This window comes from Methanomassiliicoccaceae archaeon DOK (assembly GCA_009911715.1).
Taxonomy (GTDB): domain Archaea; phylum Thermoplasmatota; class Thermoplasmata; order Methanomassiliicoccales; family Methanomethylophilaceae; genus Methanoprimaticola.
Map to the genome: position 1 here is coordinate 1,043,886 of CP047880.1, position 19,101 is coordinate 1,062,986.

16 protein-coding genes are annotated in these 19,101 nt (G+C 61.7%); 12 read left to right on the forward strand and 4 right to left on the reverse strand.

Annotation, left to right across the window (positions count from 1 at the left end; translation table 11 throughout):
• Positions 1-89: 89 nt before the first annotated feature.
• The 5 genes from JS82_05380 to JS82_05400 all read left to right on the forward strand — a co-directional run bounded on the left by JS82_05380 (position 90) and on the right by JS82_05400 (position 5,114).
• Positions 90-599 (forward strand): hypothetical protein, encoded by a 510-nt coding sequence (locus JS82_05380; protein QHK17563.1) that lies wholly within the window; start codon positions 90-92, stop codon positions 597-599.
• Positions 600-682: 83 nt separating this feature from the next.
• Entirely contained in the window at positions 683-2,407 is a 1,725-nt protein-coding gene (locus JS82_05385; protein QHK18414.1) for a type IV secretion system protein VirB11, read from the forward strand.
• A complete protein-coding gene (locus JS82_05390; protein QHK17564.1) occupies positions 2,404-3,795 on the forward strand; it encodes a hypothetical protein in 1,392 nt (463 codons plus the stop codon). Before JS82_05385 ends, JS82_05390 begins: the two co-directional genes overlap by 4 nt.
• A 41-nt stretch (positions 3,796-3,836) precedes the next feature.
• Entirely contained in the window at positions 3,837-4,343 is a 507-nt protein-coding gene (locus JS82_05395; GenBank protein ID QHK17565.1) for a DUF2085 domain-containing protein, read from the forward strand.
• A gap of 15 nt (positions 4,344-4,358) precedes the next feature.
• Positions 4,359-5,114: a methyltransferase domain-containing protein gene (locus JS82_05400; protein ID QHK17566.1), complete on the forward strand. Its 756-nt coding sequence runs from the start codon at positions 4,359-4,361 to the stop codon at positions 5,112-5,114.
• A gap of 168 nt (positions 5,115-5,282) precedes the next feature.
• Here JS82_05400 and JS82_05405 read toward each other — a convergent pair whose 3' ends face one another.
• On the reverse strand, positions 5,283-7,529 hold the full coding sequence (locus JS82_05405; GenBank protein QHK17567.1) for an adenosylcobalamin-dependent ribonucleoside-diphosphate reductase: 2,247 nt from the start codon (positions 7,527-7,529) through the stop codon (positions 5,283-5,285).
• Positions 7,530-8,002: 473 nt separating this feature from the next.
• On the opposite strand from JS82_05405, the gene trpE reads away from it, so the two are divergent.
• The 7 genes from trpE to JS82_05440 all read left to right on the forward strand — a co-directional run bounded on the left by trpE (position 8,003) and on the right by JS82_05440 (position 14,231).
• The gene (gene trpE / locus JS82_05410) at positions 8,003-9,466 is read left to right on the forward strand and encodes an anthranilate synthase component I (GenBank protein ID QHK17568.1); all 1,464 of its coding nucleotides are present in this window, start codon (positions 8,003-8,005) and stop codon (positions 9,464-9,466) included.
• Entirely contained in the window at positions 9,463-10,038 is a 576-nt protein-coding gene (locus tag JS82_05415; protein QHK17569.1) for an aminodeoxychorismate/anthranilate synthase component II, read from the forward strand. The genes trpE and JS82_05415 overlap by 4 nt, the downstream gene beginning before the upstream one ends.
• On the forward strand, positions 10,035-11,096 hold the full coding sequence (trpD, locus tag JS82_05420; GenBank protein ID QHK17570.1) for an anthranilate phosphoribosyltransferase: 1,062 nt from the start codon (positions 10,035-10,037) through the stop codon (positions 11,094-11,096). The genes JS82_05415 and trpD overlap by 4 nt, the downstream gene beginning before the upstream one ends.
• Complete coding sequence (trpC, locus tag JS82_05425; protein QHK17571.1) at positions 11,054-11,836, forward strand: indole-3-glycerol phosphate synthase TrpC; 783 nt, start codon at positions 11,054-11,056, stop codon at positions 11,834-11,836. The genes trpD and trpC overlap by 43 nt, the downstream gene beginning before the upstream one ends.
• Positions 11,833-12,555, forward strand: coding sequence for a phosphoribosylanthranilate isomerase (locus JS82_05430; protein ID QHK17572.1), 723 nt, complete (start codon positions 11,833-11,835; stop codon positions 12,553-12,555). The genes trpC and JS82_05430 overlap by 4 nt, the downstream gene beginning before the upstream one ends.
• A 23-nt stretch (positions 12,556-12,578) precedes the next feature.
• Positions 12,579-13,136 carry a helix-turn-helix domain-containing protein gene (locus JS82_05435; protein QHK17573.1) on the forward strand — a complete coding sequence of 186 codons (558 nt, stop codon included), beginning with the start codon at positions 12,579-12,581 and terminating at the stop codon, positions 13,134-13,136.
• Positions 13,137-13,244: 108 nt separating this feature from the next.
• Positions 13,245-14,231: an ATP-binding cassette domain-containing protein gene (locus JS82_05440; GenBank protein QHK18415.1), complete on the forward strand. Its 987-nt coding sequence runs from the start codon at positions 13,245-13,247 to the stop codon at positions 14,229-14,231.
• 1,456 nt (positions 14,232-15,687) lie between these two features.
• Here JS82_05440 and JS82_05445 read toward each other — a convergent pair.
• The 3 genes from JS82_05445 to JS82_05455 all read right to left on the reverse strand — a co-directional run bounded on the left by JS82_05445 (position 15,688) and on the right by JS82_05455 (position 19,003).
• The gene (locus JS82_05445) at positions 15,688-16,473 is read right to left on the reverse strand and encodes a tryptophan synthase subunit alpha (GenBank protein QHK17574.1); all 786 of its coding nucleotides are present in this window, start codon (positions 16,471-16,473) and stop codon (positions 15,688-15,690) included.
• Entirely contained in the window at positions 16,466-17,656 is a 1,191-nt protein-coding gene (trpB, locus tag JS82_05450) for a tryptophan synthase subunit beta (protein QHK17575.1), read from the reverse strand. Before trpB ends, JS82_05445 begins: the two co-directional genes overlap by 8 nt.
• Positions 17,657-17,938: 282 nt before the next feature.
• The gene (locus tag JS82_05455) at positions 17,939-19,003 is read right to left on the reverse strand and encodes an alcohol dehydrogenase catalytic domain-containing protein (GenBank protein QHK17576.1); all 1,065 of its coding nucleotides are present in this window, start codon (positions 19,001-19,003) and stop codon (positions 17,939-17,941) included.
• Positions 19,004-19,101 lie beyond the last annotated feature (98 nt).

The window sequence follows — 19,101 nt, forward strand, 5'->3', positions numbered from 1 at the left end:
AAGGATGATAGGGTCGGAATCGGGGGTACCCGGGAATCAACGTGACCGCACGGTGCCTCCTTTATCAACCTTCAGTAGGAAAGAGGCTCATGGAAGACGGAATCGACTTCCTCAGGGGTTTCATGAGGAATACGGAGACTGTGCGCGGTGAGCGTCAGGGGAACGTGCTGGTGATAGACTGCCGCGGATGCAGGCTCACGCCCGTCCCCGGCTCGGACGAGTGCATACGCTGCATGGTGGAGGCGATGTGCCGGACTGGCTCAGCGGAGAGGATAGTCCTCCGCACCGGGAGGGACATAGAGATTTCGGGGGCCGCTGGGAGAGCCATTCGTGAGGTGTCGTCGATCAGGAGATGGACATCCCCCGTCACCGACGGCCCCGCTAGATGCAGAGCGTGCCGGATGTCAAGGGAACGCGTCATGGCCGCCGCCTGGGCGGGGTTCCCGCGCAACGCCGTGTTCGAGGGACGTAAGGTCCTGAAGGGGAACCATCCCGGACGCGACGGATGCGCCGAGTGCGTGATGCGCACCTCCAGAGCGCTTGACCAGATGGATTCGGGGATCAGAAGGGTAGTCTCTGACATGGGGGAGCGGAGATGAGGATGAGGCTGCCGTCCTTCGGGGAGATATTCAGGCCTCCACCCGAGGGCGAGGAAGAGGGATACGACTGCGGGGAGTTCGGAATGGACCTTGACGGCGGATCCTGCCCACTGCCTGGGGAGCGCCCGAGGTCGTTCTCGTTCAAGCCCTCGGAGACTCCCGCGGAACGTGGAACCCCTTCGCCGCCGTCTGATTTCGCGGGACGGTTCGGGATGCTTGTCGCGAGGGACATGCGCACGAAGCCGTCGTACACGGACTGCTGGATTACCAACTCCTCCGACGGCCTGAAGCAGATTGCGTCGTACATGACCGAGCAGGGCAGCGTGCTGGTCGGGATGTCCGACGACGGAGAGGTGGAGTACAACCTCACGCCGCGGGAGTACGCCTATCCCGACGCCCTCAACGCCGTCGTCATGGACGTCATAGAGGGGATACGCGACAGGTACCGCGAGGAGGGCGGCCCGCTGGACAGGGACAGCGTGACCGGGATGGCCAGGTCCCTGCTCACGGACAGATACGAGGAGATCCGGCGTGTCTGCGGCCCCGAGGGCCTCGACGAGGTCGTCGGGGACATATGCTCCATAGCATACAGGCACTCGGTTGGAGCGGGCATCTTCGACGTGCTCCTCTCGGACCCCCACATCGAGGACGTGTACGTTGACGCACCCTGCGATAGGAACAGGGTGCATGTCACCATGAACGGGATAAACGGGCTGAACTCCCACATGCGCTGCCGCACCAACCTCATGGTGGAGGGCAGGGAGGTGGACAACCTGCTGAACATACTGAAGAGGGAGAGCGGACTCAGGTTCTGCCACAGCGACCCCGTGCTCGAGACCGACTTCGGGGATCACGACGCCAGGGTGACGGTGATAGGCTATCCCCTGAGCCCCAACGGGAACGCTGTCGCCATAAGGAAGCACTCTGTGCGCCCCTGGACCCTGTCCAGGCTAATCGCCAACGGCACTGTGGACCCCAGGACCGCCGGTGTGCTCTCCTACCTTGTGAACAGCCGCGCAACCATGCTCATATGCGGCGCCAGAGGGGCCGGCAAGAGCTCGCTGCTTTCGGCCCTGATGTTCGAGTTCCCCCTCAGTCAGAGGATCCTCACCATCGAGGACACGATCGAGCTCCCAGGAGAGGCCATGAGACGCCTGGGGTACAAGGTCCAGACCATCCTGGTCGACGAGAGGATGCGCGGAGACCAGCTGTCACGCTCGGACGAGGCTCTCAGGGTGTCGCTGAGGATGGGGGAGTCGGCGATCGTTCTGGGAGAGGTGAGGGGCGAGGAGGCGAGGACCCTGTACCAGAGCATGAGGGCGGGCCGTGCTGGAAGCGCCATAATGGGGACCATCCACGGCGATTCGGCGGAATCCGTGTACAACAGGGTGGTGTACGACATCGGCATCCAGCCTGAGGCGTTCATGGCCACAGACGTCGTGGTCACGCTGGGCACAGTCAGGGACCGCAGGACGGGACACCTCATCCGCAGGGTGAACGAGCTGGTGACGACCGGTGACAGGCCCGGAGACTTCGTGGACGTGTCTGACGCCGACGCCCTGTTCTCGTCCCCGGTAATGAGGAGGGCGATGCAGTCGTCCCAGGCCGGAAGGAGGGAGGCTGCCAAGGAGATCCGCGCCAGATCAATGCTGAGGGCGCACCTGGCCGAACTGGGCGCCAGGGACGAGAGGTTCCTCGGCCCGGAGTGGATCCTGGCCGCGAACGAGGCCGTGTCCTCCATGAGGAGGGACTCCCCGGCGGAGGCCGTCCTGGAGGAGTTCAGGCGCAGGACGGGGGCCCAGGAATGAGGCCAGACGTCATGAGGCTCGTGGACGAGGGGCCGACGGTCGTCGGGATGATCACGACCGCCGTGGGCTCCGGAGGGTCCCTCGACACCGCAATACGGGTTGTCGCGGAGGATGGACCGGGGCATTCGAGGACGCTGTTCTCCCATGCGGTCCGCATGACCGACACCAAGGGTGCGGGCAGCATCTCCGAGTCGCTTGTGGAGGAGGTGTCCAGGCTACCGGAGGACGCATCCGGGTACAGGAACGCCATCCTCCTGTGCATATCGGCGTCTGAGTCGGCCGATAGGGACGAGAGGCTCGGACTCCTGAGGGAGGCTTCGGACGTCGCCCTGGACTCGGTCCGGACCATGGGGGAGAGATACGGGTCCTCCCTCACGGTCCCGTGCATGTCGGTCTTCGGACTCGGGATAATGGTGCCGATGATCCTGATGTCCATCGTCCCCATGCTCGGCGTCGGCGGCCTCTTCGGTCACACCAGCATAGACAGCGGACTGATCGTGCTGACCACCCTCGTGCTCATACCCGCGGTGATCCTCCTCATCTCCGTGTGGATCCGCCGCGGGAACCCGTTCGCGTCGCAATCCCCGACATGTGACGGGCTCCGGTACGCGGCGCCCCTGGCGCTGGCACTGCCGCTGGCAGTGTTTCAGTTACACAGCGGAGGGGAGACGGAGGAGGTCATCCTGCTCTCCGTGGCCCCGGCGGCAGTTGTCACAGCGCTGCTGATGTTGTCCGACCGCCGCGCCGAGAGGAGACGTCGCGGATGCGAGCAGGGGCTCAGGGACTGCGTCTTCGAGCTGGGCAACCGCATGATGTCCGGGGAGAGCTTCGAGAGGGTGTGTGCGGAGACAGTGTCAGGAAGAGGCGAATGCGCCGAGGTGGGCGAACGCCTCGGACGCGAGATCGTGGTCTGCCGCGGCGACATCGCCTCCGCGGTGCGCAACGCGGTGTCTCCCATCTCTCAGGATGTGTCCAGGGCGTTCTGCGACATCCTGGGATGCTCCCTCCGCGACACCGAGGACGCGGGAAGGCTGGCAATGTCCCTGGGCAGACAGTTCCACAACAGCGACAACGTCCGCAGGGAGCTCGATTCCAAACTGAGGAGCATGGTCGACATGATGACCGGCACGGCGCTGCTCTTCGCACCTCTGGTCCTTGGGATGAGTGTGGCCATGCTCGGCCCCCTCTCGGAGATCGCGGGCTACCAGGATGTCGGTGACACCGTAGCCGTCCTCTCCGCGTACCTGGTTGAACTGTGCGGACTGATCGCCGTGCTGACCTCCGACCTGGGCGGCAGACCCGGGCTGCGCGAGGTCGTCTGGAGGTTCTCAACGATGGTCCCCGTGGCCCTCGTCGTGTTCACCGTGTGCAGCGGACTTGAGCTCTGACCTGGACAACCATCAATACCTATGACGGCGTTGTGGGTGGCATGACCCGCCGCCGGTGGTTGGCACTCGCAGCATCCATCTTCGCTCTGGCGCTGGCGCTCATGATCGCCGCACCGTTCATGGCACCCTACGGGACGTTCGTCGGCCTGGACGGGTCGGCGGCCAACATCGAGCACGGCTGGATGGGGCACGGCCCCGCAGGATTGGCGTACCTCATCGGCGACATCTTCTGCCACCAGCAGGAGACGAGGAGCTTCATCCTCAACGGGTCCCAGATGCCCGTGTGCATCAGGGACACCGGCATCCTGCTGGGCCTCGTCGCGGGATTCCTGGCATGCTGGCTCATGGAACGCCGGATGACGGACAGGAGGGTCGCAGTCATCGGTGCGGCCCTGGTCGCGGTCATGGCTGTGGAATGGTATGCCGAGGGGATGGTCGGCGACCTCCCGTGGATCAGGTTCGCCGCAGGCGCTGTCGGCGGTGCCGGCGCGGCATTCTTCCTGTCGTGGATGCTCTACCGCGACACCGAAAGCGATAATCCCGTCTGATGCATCCCCTCTCCCATGGCAAACGAGTGCGACACCGAGTTCTGGGAGGGGATGTCCGACGTGTACAGTGCGGACGATCAGGCGGATGCCCCGCAGAGGATAGTTGACAGGCTGTTCGACACGGGATCGATCACGGGGTCCGACTGCGTCCTGGAGGTCGGTGCCGGCCCCGGGACCTACTCTCTGCTCCTGGCGCACAGGGTGAGGATACTCGTCTGCATGGACTCCTCGGAGACCATGCTGGACAGGCTGTTCGCCAACAGGGAGGTCCTGGAGGGGTGCAGGGTCGAGAGGTTCCATCAGGACTGGGCGACGTACGAGCCCCGGAAGGGCTACGACTTCTGCTTCGCATCCCTTCTCCCGAGATCCGCGTCCGGTTCGTCCATGGAGAGGATGGAGGGTGCGGCGCGCAGAGGATGCGCCATAGTCTGCTGGGAGAGCAGATGGGGCGACACACTGACCGGAGAGGTGTCCCGCAGACTCGGGACGGACACCAGGCTTCCCGTCAGGGGCTCGACTTTCTACGAGGACTGGCTCTCTGACCACCACAGGGATTTCCACATCGAGAGGTTCCCCACCACTGCGTACAGGACGGTCCCTCTGCAGCAGCTCGTAGACTCCGAGGTCACGCGCTTCAGGATGTACGGGGTGGAGGGCGACGTCGCAGGGGCCGTCACCGACATACTGGCACCCGATACCGAGGACGGAGTCGTGAGGGTGAAGGCGGAGAACGTGCTCAGGCTGGTGAGGTGGGAGTGCCCTCAGGCGTGAGATGGGGGAAGTGAGGCGAGCAGGCAATTGATTCCTGACGCCGGCCAGTCCGGATATTCAAATTGAGGTGCACGGCTCTTCGTAGATTGGTGCAAACAGGGAACTGGACTTACTAGCTACCCGCCCCATGAAGGGATTTTGGAAAGGGGTTTTAAGCCTTGCGGGGACTCAGTCGCACTTCGTCCAGCCGCAGGACTTGCAGATGTTGCATCCGCCCTGGAACTCGAGCTCCGCCCCGCACTTGGGACAGGGGTTCTTGATCTCCCTTGGCTTCTCCTCGGGCTCGTCCTCGGGTATTCCGTGGATCTGGGCCTGCATCTCCTTGTACATGTCCGTGAGGGCCCATCCGACCGCCATCGGGCAGCAGGAGCCGAGACTCGTGTCCCTCTTGGTGTGGGTCCTGACCACGTAGGACGGGCAGGAGCCGCAGGACTTGAGCTGGTCCACGATGGCGTCGATGCCGCATCCGGACCTGGCGGCGAGGGAAATCATCCTAGAGAGACCGACCATGAAGTTGTTGCAGCCTCCGGTGGATCCCTTGTTGAGATAGGCCTCCATGAGCTCCCCGGTGTCGGGGTCGAAGAACGCGGTGCAGTGCAGGCTGCCGCAGCCGGTCATGAGCTTCCTCTTCTTGCCGACCACGTTGTCGCCGACCTTCTCAACGATTCCCCTCTTCTCGGGCTTCTCCTCGACCTTGGGCGCGGGAGCCGCCTCCTTGGACTTCTCCATCTCCTTCGTGGAGAGGATGCCGAGGCGCTTGCATCCGTCGCGGAACACCGTGACGCCCTTGCATCCCGACTCCCATGCGTACATGTAGATGTTGTAGACATCCGACTCGGGGAACTCCTCGGGGAGGTTCACCGTGGAGCTGATGGAGGCGTCGATGTGCCTCTGCCAAGTGGACTGCATGTCGATCCTCTGCCTGTAGTCCAGGTTCTGTGCGGTCACGAAGAAGTCCGGCAGGTCCTTCTCGTCCTTGATGTCCGGATGGGCGTCCATGTAGGCCTGGACGATGGGCGTGTAGACCTTGTAGAAGTCGTCGTGGTCCGAGAGCGAGGTGGTCCTCCTCTCGTAGGAGATGGCGAAGATGGGCTCTATGCCTCCCGAGATGCCGATCATGGTGGACAGAGTCCCCGTGGGCGCGATTGTGAGCAGCTGGGAGTTCCTCAGACCGTACTGGAGGACGAGCTCCCTGGTGGCCTCGGAGGCGTTCTCCTTGAAGAACGGGGAGTCCACAATCTGCTGGGGGACGCACTTGGGGAACATTCCCTGCTCCTTCGCCATGATGGCGGACTCGTTCAGGGCCGTGTCCATCATGAGCTTCCCGAGCTTGTCGCAGAAGTCGACGGACTCGGGTGTGCCGTACTTGTACCCGAGCATGATGAGCATGTCCGCCAGGCCCATGATGCCCAGGCCGATCTGCCTCCAGTTGCGGACCGACTCCTTCTGCTCCTCGAGCGGGTGCAGGGGGAGACCCTCGTCCAGGACGTCGTTGAGACCGCGCACGCAGATCCTGACAGCCTCGATGAACTCCATGACCTGGAACCTCCCCTCCTTGACGAAGGCGGCCAGGTTGATGCTTCCGAGAAGACAGCTGCCTCCCGCGGGGAGTGGCTCCTCGGCACAGGGGTTTGTCCCGGCGTAGGTGTAGTCGGGGAACTCGCTCAGCAGGTTCCACGATGAGATCCTGTCCCAGTAGAGACAGCCGGGCTCGCCGTAGTCCCAGTTGGCATGGCAGAGCTTCTCGAAGAACTCCGCCGCGTTCAGGTCCTTCCTGATCTTCTGGTTGCTCTCGGGACGGTCGAACTTCTGCGTGAACGGCTTCCTGTCCCTGACACACTCCATGAACTCGTCGGAGACCCTGATGGACATGTTCGCCTTGGTGACCCTCTCAAGGTCAGTCTTGACGGACATGAACTCCTCCAGGTCGGGATGATCGCAGGACATGGTGAGCATCAGGGCGCCGCGACGGCCGTGCTGACCGATCAGGCCTGTGACCATGGAGAAGAGATCTGTGAAGGAGACGGCGCCAGATGTCTCGGAGGCCGTGTTGTTGATCTTGGCTCCCCTGGGGGCGAGCTTCGAGATGTCGATTCCCGCTCCCCCTCCGTAGCTGAAGGTGCGGGCTAGCCTGCCGGCGGTCTCGAAGATGGACTCGATGGAGTCCTCGGGCGGCGTGAGGACGTAGCAGTTGGAGTATGTCACCTTGAGGCCGCTCTTGTAGAGTCCCCTGTTCGCCAGGATCCTGCCGCCGAAGAGGAACTTCTTCTCGGCTATCATCCTGCGGATGTCGGCGTTGCCGTTGCTGATGCGGTCAAGCCACTGGTCGAAGGTCTCGTTGTCATGACAGTACTTCTTGTTCCATATGTCGATGCCGAGCTGGTTGTCAGCACCGAGCCACTCCTCTACGTTCACTTTTCATCCCCCGTAATCGTCGTATTCGACTGAGCTCCCCCTCCATCCCGTCAGGGTATTTTATGCTCTCTGTCATAAGAATGATTTTTACATAGGTGTATACATCCAACTAGTGATTTCACCTTGTTATGAATGTATTTTTATTGTCATTTTGAGGTCTTTGATAATAAAATTGTGGTGTATCGAACGATTTCAGCCCGATTTTGAGCAAAATATGAACATATGTAATCATAATGAATATACAGTTAGATTATACATCCAATAACATAATTGATAACATTCTGACACAGAGCGGCATCCCTACAACGGACTGGCACATTCTGATCCTATCTTCATCAGAGGCCTTTCGCTCCTCTCCATAAGGCATCGCTTCAACAGGGGTTCTCCGTTATATTGTATTTTTTTATACATCAGTAAACAGTAATAGTCATTAAATACCATTTTAATGATGTAGTAGCATAAGAGGCGAATCAATGTACAGCCCAACGAACGAAGAGACGGAGAGATTCTCCGCTGAGGGATACGGCGCGATACCCGTGTCCCGCACCGTGCTGGCGGACATCAGGACCCCGATCGAGGTTCTGAGAACGCTCATGGGGGTGGACAGCCACTGCTACATCCTGGAGAGCGTGGAGAACAGACAGCGCTGGGGAAGGTACACGTTCCTGGGCTTCGACCCCATTCTTGACATAGTATGCTCCGACGGGAGGACGGAGATCAGGGAGAACGGGGACACGAAAGTGCACGAGGGCGACCCGACGGAAGTCATCAGGGAAGTCGTCTCCAGATTCAGGAGCCCGAGGATCGAGGGCATGCCACCGTTTACCGGAGGACTCGTCGGATACTTCTCCTACGACTACATCAAGTACGCCGAACCTTCGCTCAGAATCGACGCCAGGGACGACGAGGGATTCGAGGACGCCGACCTGATGCTGTTCGACAAGGTGATAGCCTTCGACAACTTCAGACAGACCATCACGGTCATAGTGAACATGATTCCCGGCCTGAGGGGGTACGATGAGGCCTGCGGACTCATAGACAGAATAATCGACCTGATCAGAGAGGGCAGGATCGGCGAGCATCAGCCGTTGAAACTGGGTTCAGACTTCGTCCCGATGCATTCTGAGGAGCGCTACTGCGAGATGGTGGACGCCGCCAAGAAGCGCATAAAGGAGGGGGACATCTTCCAGGTCGTGCTCTCCAACCGCCTGGAGGCGGAGATGGAGGGCAGCCTCCTGGACGTTTACAGGGTCCTCAGGACCACCAACCCCTCCCCCTACATGTTCTACTTCTCCGGCAGCGACATCGAGGTCGCAGGAGCGTCCCCCGAGACGCTTGTCAAACTCAAGGGCGGGGTGCTCCACACCTTCCCGCTGGCGGGGACTAGACCCCGCGGCCGCACCGACGAGGAGGACCGGAGGCTCGAGAGGGAGCTTCTCTCCGACGAGAAGGAGCTGGCCGAGCACAACATGCTCGTGGATCTGGGGAGGAACGACATCGGGAAGGTGTCGGAGTTCGGATCGGTGAAGGTCGAGAAGTACATGGAGATCGAGAGGTTCTCCCACGTGATGCACATAGGCTCCACCGTCAAGGGGGAGATCCGCAGCGACATGGACGCCCTGGACGCGATCGAGGCCGTCCTCCCCGCAGGGACGCTCTCGGGCGCCCCGAAGCTCATGGCCTGCAGCATCATCGACGAGCTGGAGGACTGCAAGCGCGGGATATACGGCGGGGCCATCGGATACATCGACCTGACCGGGAACATGGACGTCTGCATCGGCATCAGGATCGCGTACAGGAAGAACGGCAAGGTCTTCGTCAGATCGGGCGCCGGGATCGTGGCGGACAGCGTCCCCGAGAACGAGTACCGCGAGTGCATGAACAAGGCCAGGGCGGTTGTCGAGGCCGTCCGCACAGCTGCGGGGGGATTGGAATGACCACCGTCATCGTAGATAACTACGACAGCTTCTCCTACAACCTGTACCAGGCCATAGGGGCCATCGACCCAGACGTGACCGTCGTGAGGAACGACGAAGTCACCGTCGGGGAGCTGGCGTCCATGGGCGCAGACAGGATAGTCCTGTCCCCGGGGCCCGGGAGGCCTGAGGACGCGGGGATCTGCGTGGAGGCCGTCAGGGAGCTCCGCGGCACGGTGCCCATCCTCGGCGTGTGCCTTGGCCACCAGGCCATATGCGTCGCCTACGGCGCCACCGTCACCTACGCCCCGAGGCTGATGCACGGGAAGAGCTCGGAGATAACCGCGGACATCAGTTCCCCGCTGTTCGAGGGAATCGGAGATCGCACCACGGTAGGCAGGTACCATTCGCTGGCGGTGGACCGCGACACCCTGCCGTCCGGACTGAAGGTCACCTCCGAGACCGACGAGGGCGACGTGATGTCCGTGGAGGACCCCGCAAGGAAGGTGTTCGGGGTGCAGTTCCACCCCGAGTCCATCCTGACACCAGAGGGGCCCAGGATGATCGCCAACTTCATGGGGGTGAGGATGTGACCGTCGTTACTGACGCGCTTCTGAAGCTGTCCAGGAGGGAGGACCTGACATTCGACGAGGCCAGAGGCGTGATGGACTGCATCATGAGCGGGGAGTGCACGCCGACCCTGATCTCATCGTACCTCACGGCTCTGACCGTGAAAGGGGAGACCGTGGACGAGATCGCAGCTTCTGCGACCGAGATGAGGGCCCACGGACTGAAGCTCCCCGGCGACCACTCCGACGCGCTGGAGATCGTGGGCACCGGAGGGGACCGCTCGGGATCGTTCAACATCTCCACCACATCCGCGTTCGTCGTGGCCTCCTGCGGGGTCCCCGTTGCCAAGCACGGGAACAGGGCCGCGAGCAGCAGATGCGGAGCAGCCGACGTCCTCGAGGCGCTGGGGGCTGTCATCGACATGCCCCCGGAGAGGACCCAGGCCATCCTCCAGGAGTGCGGGTTCGGCTTCATGTTCGCCCAGAGGTACCACACCTCCATGAAATACGTCGCCCCGATAAGGAAGGAGCTGGGGTTCAGGACCGTGTTCAACATCCTGGGGCCGCTCACGAACCCCGCGGCGGCCGGGAGCCAGCTGTCGGGCGTATACTCCAAGGCCATGATCACGCCGATGGCGAGGGTGCTCTCGAAGCTTGGGGTGAGGAACGCCATGGTGGTGTACGGCGTCGACGGCCTGGACGAGATCTCCGTGTCGGACATCACGCTGTGCACGGAGGTGAGGGACGGCAGGCTGCAGGACTACGTCATATCCCCGGAGGACTTCGGCATCAAGAGGCACCCCCATGACGACCTGCTCGGCGGCGGGCCCGTGGAGAACGCCGCGATCACACGCGCCGTGCTCTCTGGACAGAAGGGTGCGAAGAGGGACGCCGTCCTCCTCAACGCCGGAGCCGGACTCTACACCGTCGGTAGGACCAAGTCGATAGACGACGGGATGGAGATGGCCGCCCAGGCGATAGACTCCGGGAAGGCCCTGGAGACTCTGGACAGGTACGTCGCGCTCACGGGGGCGATGCGATGTCGACCATACTTGACAGCATCGTCGCGGACACCCGCCTGAGGGTGAACTTCGAACGCACCGTCAGACCCATCGACGAGGTGATGGAGGGGAGCCGCATCCGCCCCAGGCGCACCGGGTTCCCATTCGAGAGGGCGCTGGCGTCCGAGGGCATGTCGCTGATCTGCGAGGTCAAGAAGGCCTCCCCCTCGAAGGGCGTCATCAGCGAGGACTTCCCGTACATGGACATCGCCAGGGAGTACGCCTCGGCGGGAGCCTCGGCGATATCCGTCCTAACCGAACCGAGGTACTTCCGCGGAGAGGACAGGTTCCTGGAGGAGATAGCGGACTCGGTCGACACGCCGGTGCTCAGGAAGGACTTCGTGATCGACGAGTACCAGGTCTACCGCGCCAGGGAGATCGGGGCATCCGCCGTCCTGCTGATAGCCTCGATCCTTAACGACACACAGCTGGCCGACTACCGCGAACTGGCCGAGTCGCTGGGGATGTCTGCCCTGGTTGAGACGCACAACGGGGACGAGGTGGAGAGGGCCGTCTCCAGCGGCGCCGGGATCATAGGGGTCAACAACCGCGACCTGGCCACGTTCAACGTCGACCTGGGCAACAGCCTGCGCCTCAGGAAGAGGATCCCCGAGGGGATCGTCTGTGTCTCAGAGAGCGGGATATCCGGCGCCGAGGACGTACGTCTGCTCCGCGACGCTGGATTCGACGCTGTGCTTGTCGGAGAGGCGTTCATGCGCAGCCCGGACAGGAGGGCGCTCATGGAGGCCATGAGGTCATGACGCTGGTCAAGATCTGCGGACTGACCCGCCCCCGGGACATCGAGGCCGTCAACGCCCTGATGCCCGACATGGCAGGATTCGTGTTCTACAGACCGAGCCGCAGGTGCGTGACGAGAGAGACCGCCCGGGAGCTGGGCTCCATGCTCGCCCCATGCATAGTCAAGGTGGGTGTATTCGTGGACGAGGACCCGCTGGTGATAGCCGATCTCGTCGGATCCGGTGTCATCGACGCGGTTCAGCTCCATGGAGTGGAGGACAGCGCGTACATCCACGGGCTCAGACGTCTCGTCGACGCACCGGTGATCAAGACGTTCCTCGTCAGGGACGTCGAGGACGTCGAGGCCGCAAACCGCTCGGACGCGGACTGCATCCTCCTCGATGCGGGCATGGGCTCCGGCAGGACCTTCGACTGGTCGCTCCTGGGTGGCATGGAGCGGGACTACATCCTCTCCGGAGGACTGAACCCGGGGAACATCCGCGACGCGGTGGAAATGCTTCATCCCTATGGCGTCGATGTCAGCTCCGGGGTGGAGACCGACGGTAGGAAGGACCCCTCGAAGATGTCGACCTTCCTCGAGACCGTTCACAGATGCACATCATCATGGGCCCGAGGCCCTCCACCTGGAGTCCTTGGAAGCATCCGGCACCGGAGAATATCGGAACTGTTGGGAGTATGTTCATCCTTCTGTCGCTGGTGTCCAGGGGCAATCCATGATTAACCTCCGTTCCCATTATCGGAAAGATGGACGAATCCGACCCCGCGAATGAGTACAACCGCAGCTTGGTCGACTGCCTGTCCGACCCGTACAGATGCCAGCTGTTCGTGGAGATCCTTCGTGGAACATGCTCCAAGGCCAGCGAACTCCACATGAAATGCCCCAACATCCCCCGTGCGACGATGTACCGCCATCTCAAACGCCTCACTGAGGACGGACTGATAGAGGTGGTAGACGAGGTCAAGAAGCGCGGTACGGTGGAACGCACCTATGCTCCCGTCAGAAGGGTCTTCGAGGACATGGAATCAGCCCTCCGGGAAAACCCTTCGGAGATGTACTACTCCATGTTCCTGCAGTTCGTACTGAGCTTTGTGCAACAGTTCCGCGAGTACTGCGACGATCCCGATGCGGACCTAGCCCGCGAATGCGGATTCTCCATGGGCCCCGTGCTCGCCACCGACGAGGAAATCAACGGTGCCCTGAGGGAGGTCGCGGACATCATCAGAAGACTCGGTGAGAACCAGCCTGCTGAGGGTCGCAAGTACCACACTGTCGGCCTCATCCTATCCCCTCCGCATTCCTGAAATCATTCTTAGACAATTAGTATCAAAGTTGGATTAACACTTAATAAATACAGAAGCGAGATACCATGGTAACCGATGACCATGGATGGAAATCGGCATACTGGCAGCATCCTCTGCATAGAGGGTTTGTCCAAGACGTACAGGGGCGGCAAGAAGGCCGTGTCCGACCTCTCTCTGGAGGTGCGTCCTGGAGAGATACACGCGTTCATCGGACGCAACGGAGCCGGAAAGACCACGACTCTCAGAGCCGTTGTCGGACTGATGGACTTCGACGAGGGGACCATCACAATCGACGGACACTCCATCAGGGATGAGCCCGTCCTGTGCAAGAAGTCGTTCGCTTACGTTCCGGACAATCCCGACCTCTATGACTACATCTCCGGGATGCAGTACCTGGACTTCGTCTGCGACGTTTACGGTGTGTCAGAGAAGGACCGTCGCGAGAGGATTGACGGACTGTCTGCCGCGTTCGGGCTCCAGAACGAGCTGGGCAACATGATCGGCTCCTACAGCCACGGCATGAAGCAGAAATTGGCGATAATCGGCGCCCTTTCACACGATCCCAAACTTCTGATCCTGGATGAACCGTTCGTCGGCCTCGACCCCGAATCAACCCACGTCCTGAAGACCATGATGCGCAGGATGTGCGATTCCGGATGCGCGGTGTTCTTCTCCACCCACGTCCTTGATGTGGCCGAGAGACTTTGCGACACAGTTTCCGTGATAAAATCGGGAAGACTGGTCGCATCCGGGAGCATGATTGATGTCCGCGGGGAGGGAACCCTCGAAGACGCTTTCCTGGAGTTGATGGCCGATGGCCAGCGATGTGGCTTCTCTTTTGAAGATACAGCTCTCCGAGGAGCTGCGTCTGGGAACGATCTCTCACAGAGGGGCTGGAAGCCGCGATGCCCTGACCTATCTGGCGTCGGTCGTTGTGGTGGCCCTCGTCTTCGGCTTCATGATGTACATGTTCATGAACTCCCTTGCTTCGGCGGGATACGTCGAACAAGTCCCGCTCGTGACCGCTTTCGTGTCCATGTCGGCGGCTCTTGGGATCTCATTCTTCAGGGGATCCCATGCATTCGTGTTCGGTGACTACGACCTGGTGATGTCTATGCCCATCAAATCATCCGATGTCACCCTGTCACGCTTCCTCTCCGTGTACATAGTGAGCGCTGCCGTATGCCTGTACCTCTCATCGATAGGGATGGCGTCCACCCTGGGCCACCTCTCATCCGCATCTATGGTCATGTTCCTTGCATCGATGCTGATCGGGGCCCTGATTCCTGCCTCCATCGGTTCAGCCGCAGGGACTTTGGTAACGAGGATCGGTTCAGGATCATCGAACAGGGGCGCATTCTCCATCGTCCTGCTGATTGCAATCGTGGCGTTCATCGTGGTGTTGACGGGTTCCATGACCGGAGCCTCAGGAAACACAGATGTTCTTCAATCCCTGATCGGCATCATTTCCACATACTGCCCTCCGGCCGCATGGGTCGCGGGATGGGCCGGACCGGACGCGGAGAGTGTTGCGAAGCTTCTGATCGCATCGACCGTCTCATCCGCCGCCGTCGTTCTCGCCGCCTCCAGATACATCAGGAAGCTGAACTCGGAATCCGTATCGAGAAGTCACAGGGCATCCAGATCGGACCCGCATGTCAGGAGCCGCCTGTATGCGATGTACCGCAGGGACCTCTGGCGTTACGTGTCCAGCAGGGTGTACATCACCAACACCGCGATAGGTATGCCCCTGCTGGTGGTCCTGTCCTATATGATGGGGTATTCGGACTCCCTGGAATCCTCCGACGGACTGGGGCAGATCATGCCTTACCTGGTATCTTCCCTGCCGTTCTTCGTCTCGTTCTTCATCGGAACCTCTTCCACCACCGCCGTGTCGCTTTCGATGGAGGGGTGCTCTCGCTGGATTCTCGGAACAGCCCCTCTGAGGCCCTGGGACATCTTCCTCCCGAAGATTCTCGTTAACCTCACCCTGATCCTCCCGATGGAGTTCCTGAGCATCGTGATACTAGCCGCAGGGATGGATGTGTCTGGCGTCGAACTCGTCCTCCTGGTTGCCGTACCAACGGCTTACGCCCTGTTCATTCCGGCTCTCGGGATGGTCATGAACATCCGCTATCCGAGATACGACTGGAGCAGTGAATACTACGCGGTCAAGGGCGGATCGGTGTCCATGCTGGGAACCCTTGGGATAGGGCTGGGATCGGTCATGGTCCCGTTGATCGTTTCGGCCACGTTCAATGGATGGTCGACCGTGGTCATGACGATGGTTGCGATCGCGGTGCTGATCGCGGCCGCCGGATTGTACTCATATCTGAGGACAACGGACCTGTATCTATATTGAAGTCCGCCAGGGCAGGGAATACATCGAGAACACTGAAGCCCCCCCCCCGCGGGGTGCGATGCCTGGGACGGGTACCGCATCCCGCGGACTGAACCCGTTTCGATGGATGTGCGGAATCCCCGCCATAGTGCCCACTCGGGAAAACGGTGAACCATCCCCGTGTACTGAGGTTTGGCTGTGAAAATGGCCTCAGGCTCTGTCCAGCTCCGCCCTCATGTTCCTGACGTACTCCGCCACATACGGAACGGAGTCCCTCCCGTGCTCGGCGATGATCCTCACGATCGCGGAGCCCACGATTGCTCCGTCGGCGAAGTCCGTCATCCTCCTGGCCTGCTCGGGGGTCGAGATCCCGAACCCGATGGCACAGGGGATGTCCGTCGCCCTCCTGACGGCGGCGACCATCTCCTCCAGGTTGGAGCTGAAGGATGTGCGGACGCCTGTGACCCCCATGGACGACACGATGTAGATGAAGCCCTCAGCCTCCGAGGCGATCATCGAGATTCTGTCCTCGGACGTGGGCGCTATCATGGAGATGAGTTTGACGCCGTGCTTTGTGCAGTACGGCTGGAGGTCCTGCTTTTGCTCGTACGGCATGTCCGGGACGATGATCGCGCATATACCCGCCCTGCGGCAGCGCTCCAAGAACATGTCCGGACCGTAGACGAATACCGGGTTGATGTACGTCATCACAAGCATCGGGACGTCCAGGTCGGTGCGCACGCGTTCGGCCATGTCGAAGATGTCGTCGGTGGTGACTCCGGAGGACAGCGCCCTGACGTCCGCCCCCTGGATGACGGGACCCTCCGCGATGGGGTCCGAGAACGGGATTCCCAGCTCGATCAGGTCGGCACCCGCCTCGGCCATGGCCCTCACAAGACCCTCCGTGGTCTCGATGTCCGGGTCGCCGCAGGTGACGAACGGTATGAACGCCCTGTGCGAGAACACCCTCTCCAGGTCGTGGGTGTGGTCAGTCATGTATGTCCCTCCCCCTGTACCTGGCGATGGCGGCGACGTCCTTGTCGCCGCGACCGGAGAGGTTCACCACGATGATGTCGTCCTTGGACATCGTCGGGGCGAGCTCCCGGGCGTACGCCACCGCGTGCGCGCTCTCGATGGCGGGGATGATGCCCTCGGTCCTGGACAGGTACTCGAAGGCGTCCACGGCCTGGTCGTCGGTTATCGCCACGTACTCCGCCCTGTCTATGGCCTTGAGGAAGGCATGCTCCGGACCGATCCCCGGGTAGTCGAGCCCCGCGGAGATCGAGTAGACAGGCGCGATCTGCCCGTACTCGTTCTGGCAGAACAGGGACTTCATGCCGTGGAAGATGCCGGTGGTGCCCTTCGTCATGGTGGCGGCGTGCATGTCTGTGTCGACTCCCTTCCCGGCGGCCTCGCAGCCCACCATCCTTACACCGGGGTCGTCGACGAACTCGTGGAAGAGGCCGATGGCGTTGCTGCCTCCGCCGACGCAGGCGACCAGGCAGTCTGGGAGACGTCCCTCCGCCTCCATCATCTGCCTCCTGACCTCCCTGCCTATGACGCACTGGAACTCGCACACCATCTCCGGGAACGGGGCGGGACCCATCACGGTCCCGATGACGTAGTGGGTGTCGGAGACGCGGTTGGTCCACTCCCTGAGCGTCTCGTTGACGGCGTCCTTGAGAACGCCCGTCCCGGATGAGACCGGATGGACCTTGGCTCCCAGGAGCTCCATCCTGTAGACGTTGAGGGCCTGCCTCTCGACGTCATGGGCTCCCATGAACACCTCGCACTCCAGTCCGAGATAGGCGGCGAGAGTCGCGGTCGCGACACCGTGCTGCCCCGCACCCGTCTCGGCGATCACCCTGGTCTTGCCCATCCTCTTGGCGAGGAGGCACTGGCCGATGACGTTGTTGATCTTGTGGGCGCCGGTGTGGTTCAGGTCCTCCCTTTTGAGATAGACCTTGGCACCGCCGAGATCCTTGGTCATCCTGTCGGCGTAGTAGAGCATGGACGGCCTTCCGGTGTACTTCCTGTTGAGATCGTCGACCTCCCTCAGGAAGTCGGGGTCCTTGATGTACCTGTGATACGCCTCGTCGAGCTCTATCACCGCGTTCATCAGCGTCTCCGGGACGTACTGTCCCCCGTATTCTCCGTAAATGCCGCCATCTCCGGTCATGTCTTTCAGGGATGATTATCGCCAGGCACTATTTCAATATATTGTTCATTGATGAACAATATTATACAATAATTCCCATGTCCCGTGTGTCGGAGCACGGGAGGAAAGGTGACGGGGCATCGCCCCGCAGTTGCGACGCCCGCTCAGGCGGTGAGGATCTGGGAATTGGTGTAGGACAGGGTCCAGCTGACCTGCAGGACGCCGTCGGCGCCGAACATGGAAGTGTCACCTGATTGTGCGTAAAACAAAGTTGCCGGGGATAGGCCGTCGGTTCCTTGAGGCTCACTGGCCCTGATCAGGCGGCCCCTGCATCGATAGGGCCACCTTCATGACCCCGTCGGACCTGGAGGCGAACAGCTCGTAGGCCGACTCCACGTCACCGAACGGGAACCTGTGGGTGACGAGCACGGACGGGTCGATCGCACCCGATGATATCAGGTCCATCAGCTCCCTGCAATGGGACGCGTCCACCCCTCCGGTCTTGAACACAAGGTTCTTCCCGTACATGTCCGGGAGCGGCAGGATCTGCGGCTCCTCGTACATCGCGACCACGACGACGGTGGCATTGGGGCGGGCGATCCTCCAGGCCATCTCGAAGGTCCCCCTGCCTCCGGCGACCTCCATCACCGTGTCCGCACCCCGGCCGTCGGTCATGGAGCGCAGAACCTCCGCCGGATCCTCCTCCGTTGGGTCCACGACGGCATCCGCCAGACCGTGGGCAAGCGCGAACTCCAGGCGCGAACGGTCGGTGTCGATCATCACGATGGCCCCCGGTCCAAGAGGACGACAGCACATGGCGGTGCACAGACCGGTCGGACCGGCACCTATGATGGCCACCACGGAGCCATCCTCGATGTCCCCGATGTCGGCCGCCCAGTATCCGGTCGAAAGAAGGTCGCCGGTGAAGAGAGCCTGCTCGTCGGAGACCCCGTCCGGGATGGGTGTCAGGCCGTTGTCAGCATAGGGGATCCTGGCGTACTCCGCCTGTCCGCCGTCGATGCGGCATCCCAGTGCCCATCCTCCCGCGGGATCGGTGCAGTTGTTCACCCATCCCCTGCGGCAGAAGAAGCACTCGCCGCAGTAGGTCTCCACGTTGACGGCGACCCTGTCGCCCGGCGAGACGCCGGTGACTCCGTCGCCGACCTCCTCCACGACACCCACGAACTCGTGCCCGACGATGGTTCCCGGAACCGCCCTGGGGACTGCGCCGGCGCGTATGTGGAGGTCGCTGGTGCATATCGATGCCGTCGTGACGCGGACAATTGCGTCCTTGGGATCCCTGATCACCGGCCTCGGCCTCTCCTGGACCTCGAACCTGCCTCTCTCGACGAACACGACGGCTTTCATGAGCGGCTAATCGGGGATGCCGATATATGAGTGGTCCTGTCGCCTGGACCCGTGTATGCTTCCATCTCAATAGGGTCGCCGCCGCTGATGCCGTCATC

What these genes read in the sequence shown, in the direction of transcription:
- JS82_05395 (QHK17565.1), top strand. Translation starts at nt 3,837, where the DNA reads ATGACCCGCCGCCGGTGGTTGGCACTCGCAGCATCCATCTTCGCTCTG.
- JS82_05435 (QHK17573.1), top strand. Translation starts at nt 12,579, where the DNA reads ATGGACGAATCCGACCCCGCGAATGAGTACAACCGCAGCTTGGTCGAC.
- JS82_05385 (QHK18414.1), top strand. Translation starts at nt 683, where the DNA reads ATGGACCTTGACGGCGGATCCTGCCCACTGCCTGGGGAGCGCCCGAGG.
- trpC (QHK17571.1), top strand. Translation starts at nt 11,054, where the DNA reads ATGTCGACCATACTTGACAGCATCGTCGCGGACACCCGCCTGAGGGTG.
- JS82_05455 (QHK17576.1), bottom strand. Translation starts at nt 19,003, where the DNA reads ATGAAAGCCGTCGTGTTCGTCGAGAGAGGCAGGTTCGAGGTCCAGGAG.
- JS82_05415 (QHK17569.1), top strand. Translation starts at nt 9,463, where the DNA reads ATGACCACCGTCATCGTAGATAACTACGACAGCTTCTCCTACAACCTG.
- JS82_05400 (QHK17566.1), top strand. Translation starts at nt 4,359, where the DNA reads ATGGCAAACGAGTGCGACACCGAGTTCTGGGAGGGGATGTCCGACGTG.
- JS82_05380 (QHK17563.1), top strand. Translation starts at nt 90, where the DNA reads ATGGAAGACGGAATCGACTTCCTCAGGGGTTTCATGAGGAATACGGAG.
- JS82_05430 (QHK17572.1), top strand. Translation starts at nt 11,833, where the DNA reads ATGACGCTGGTCAAGATCTGCGGACTGACCCGCCCCCGGGACATCGAG.
- JS82_05445 (QHK17574.1), bottom strand. Translation starts at nt 16,473, where the DNA reads ATGACTGACCACACCCACGACCTGGAGAGGGTGTTCTCGCACAGGGCG.
- trpE (QHK17568.1), top strand. Translation starts at nt 8,003, where the DNA reads ATGTACAGCCCAACGAACGAAGAGACGGAGAGATTCTCCGCTGAGGGA.
- trpB (QHK17575.1), bottom strand. Translation starts at nt 17,656, where the DNA reads ATGACCGGAGATGGCGGCATTTACGGAGAATACGGGGGACAGTACGTC.
- JS82_05390 (QHK17564.1), top strand. Translation starts at nt 2,404, where the DNA reads ATGAGGCCAGACGTCATGAGGCTCGTGGACGAGGGGCCGACGGTCGTC.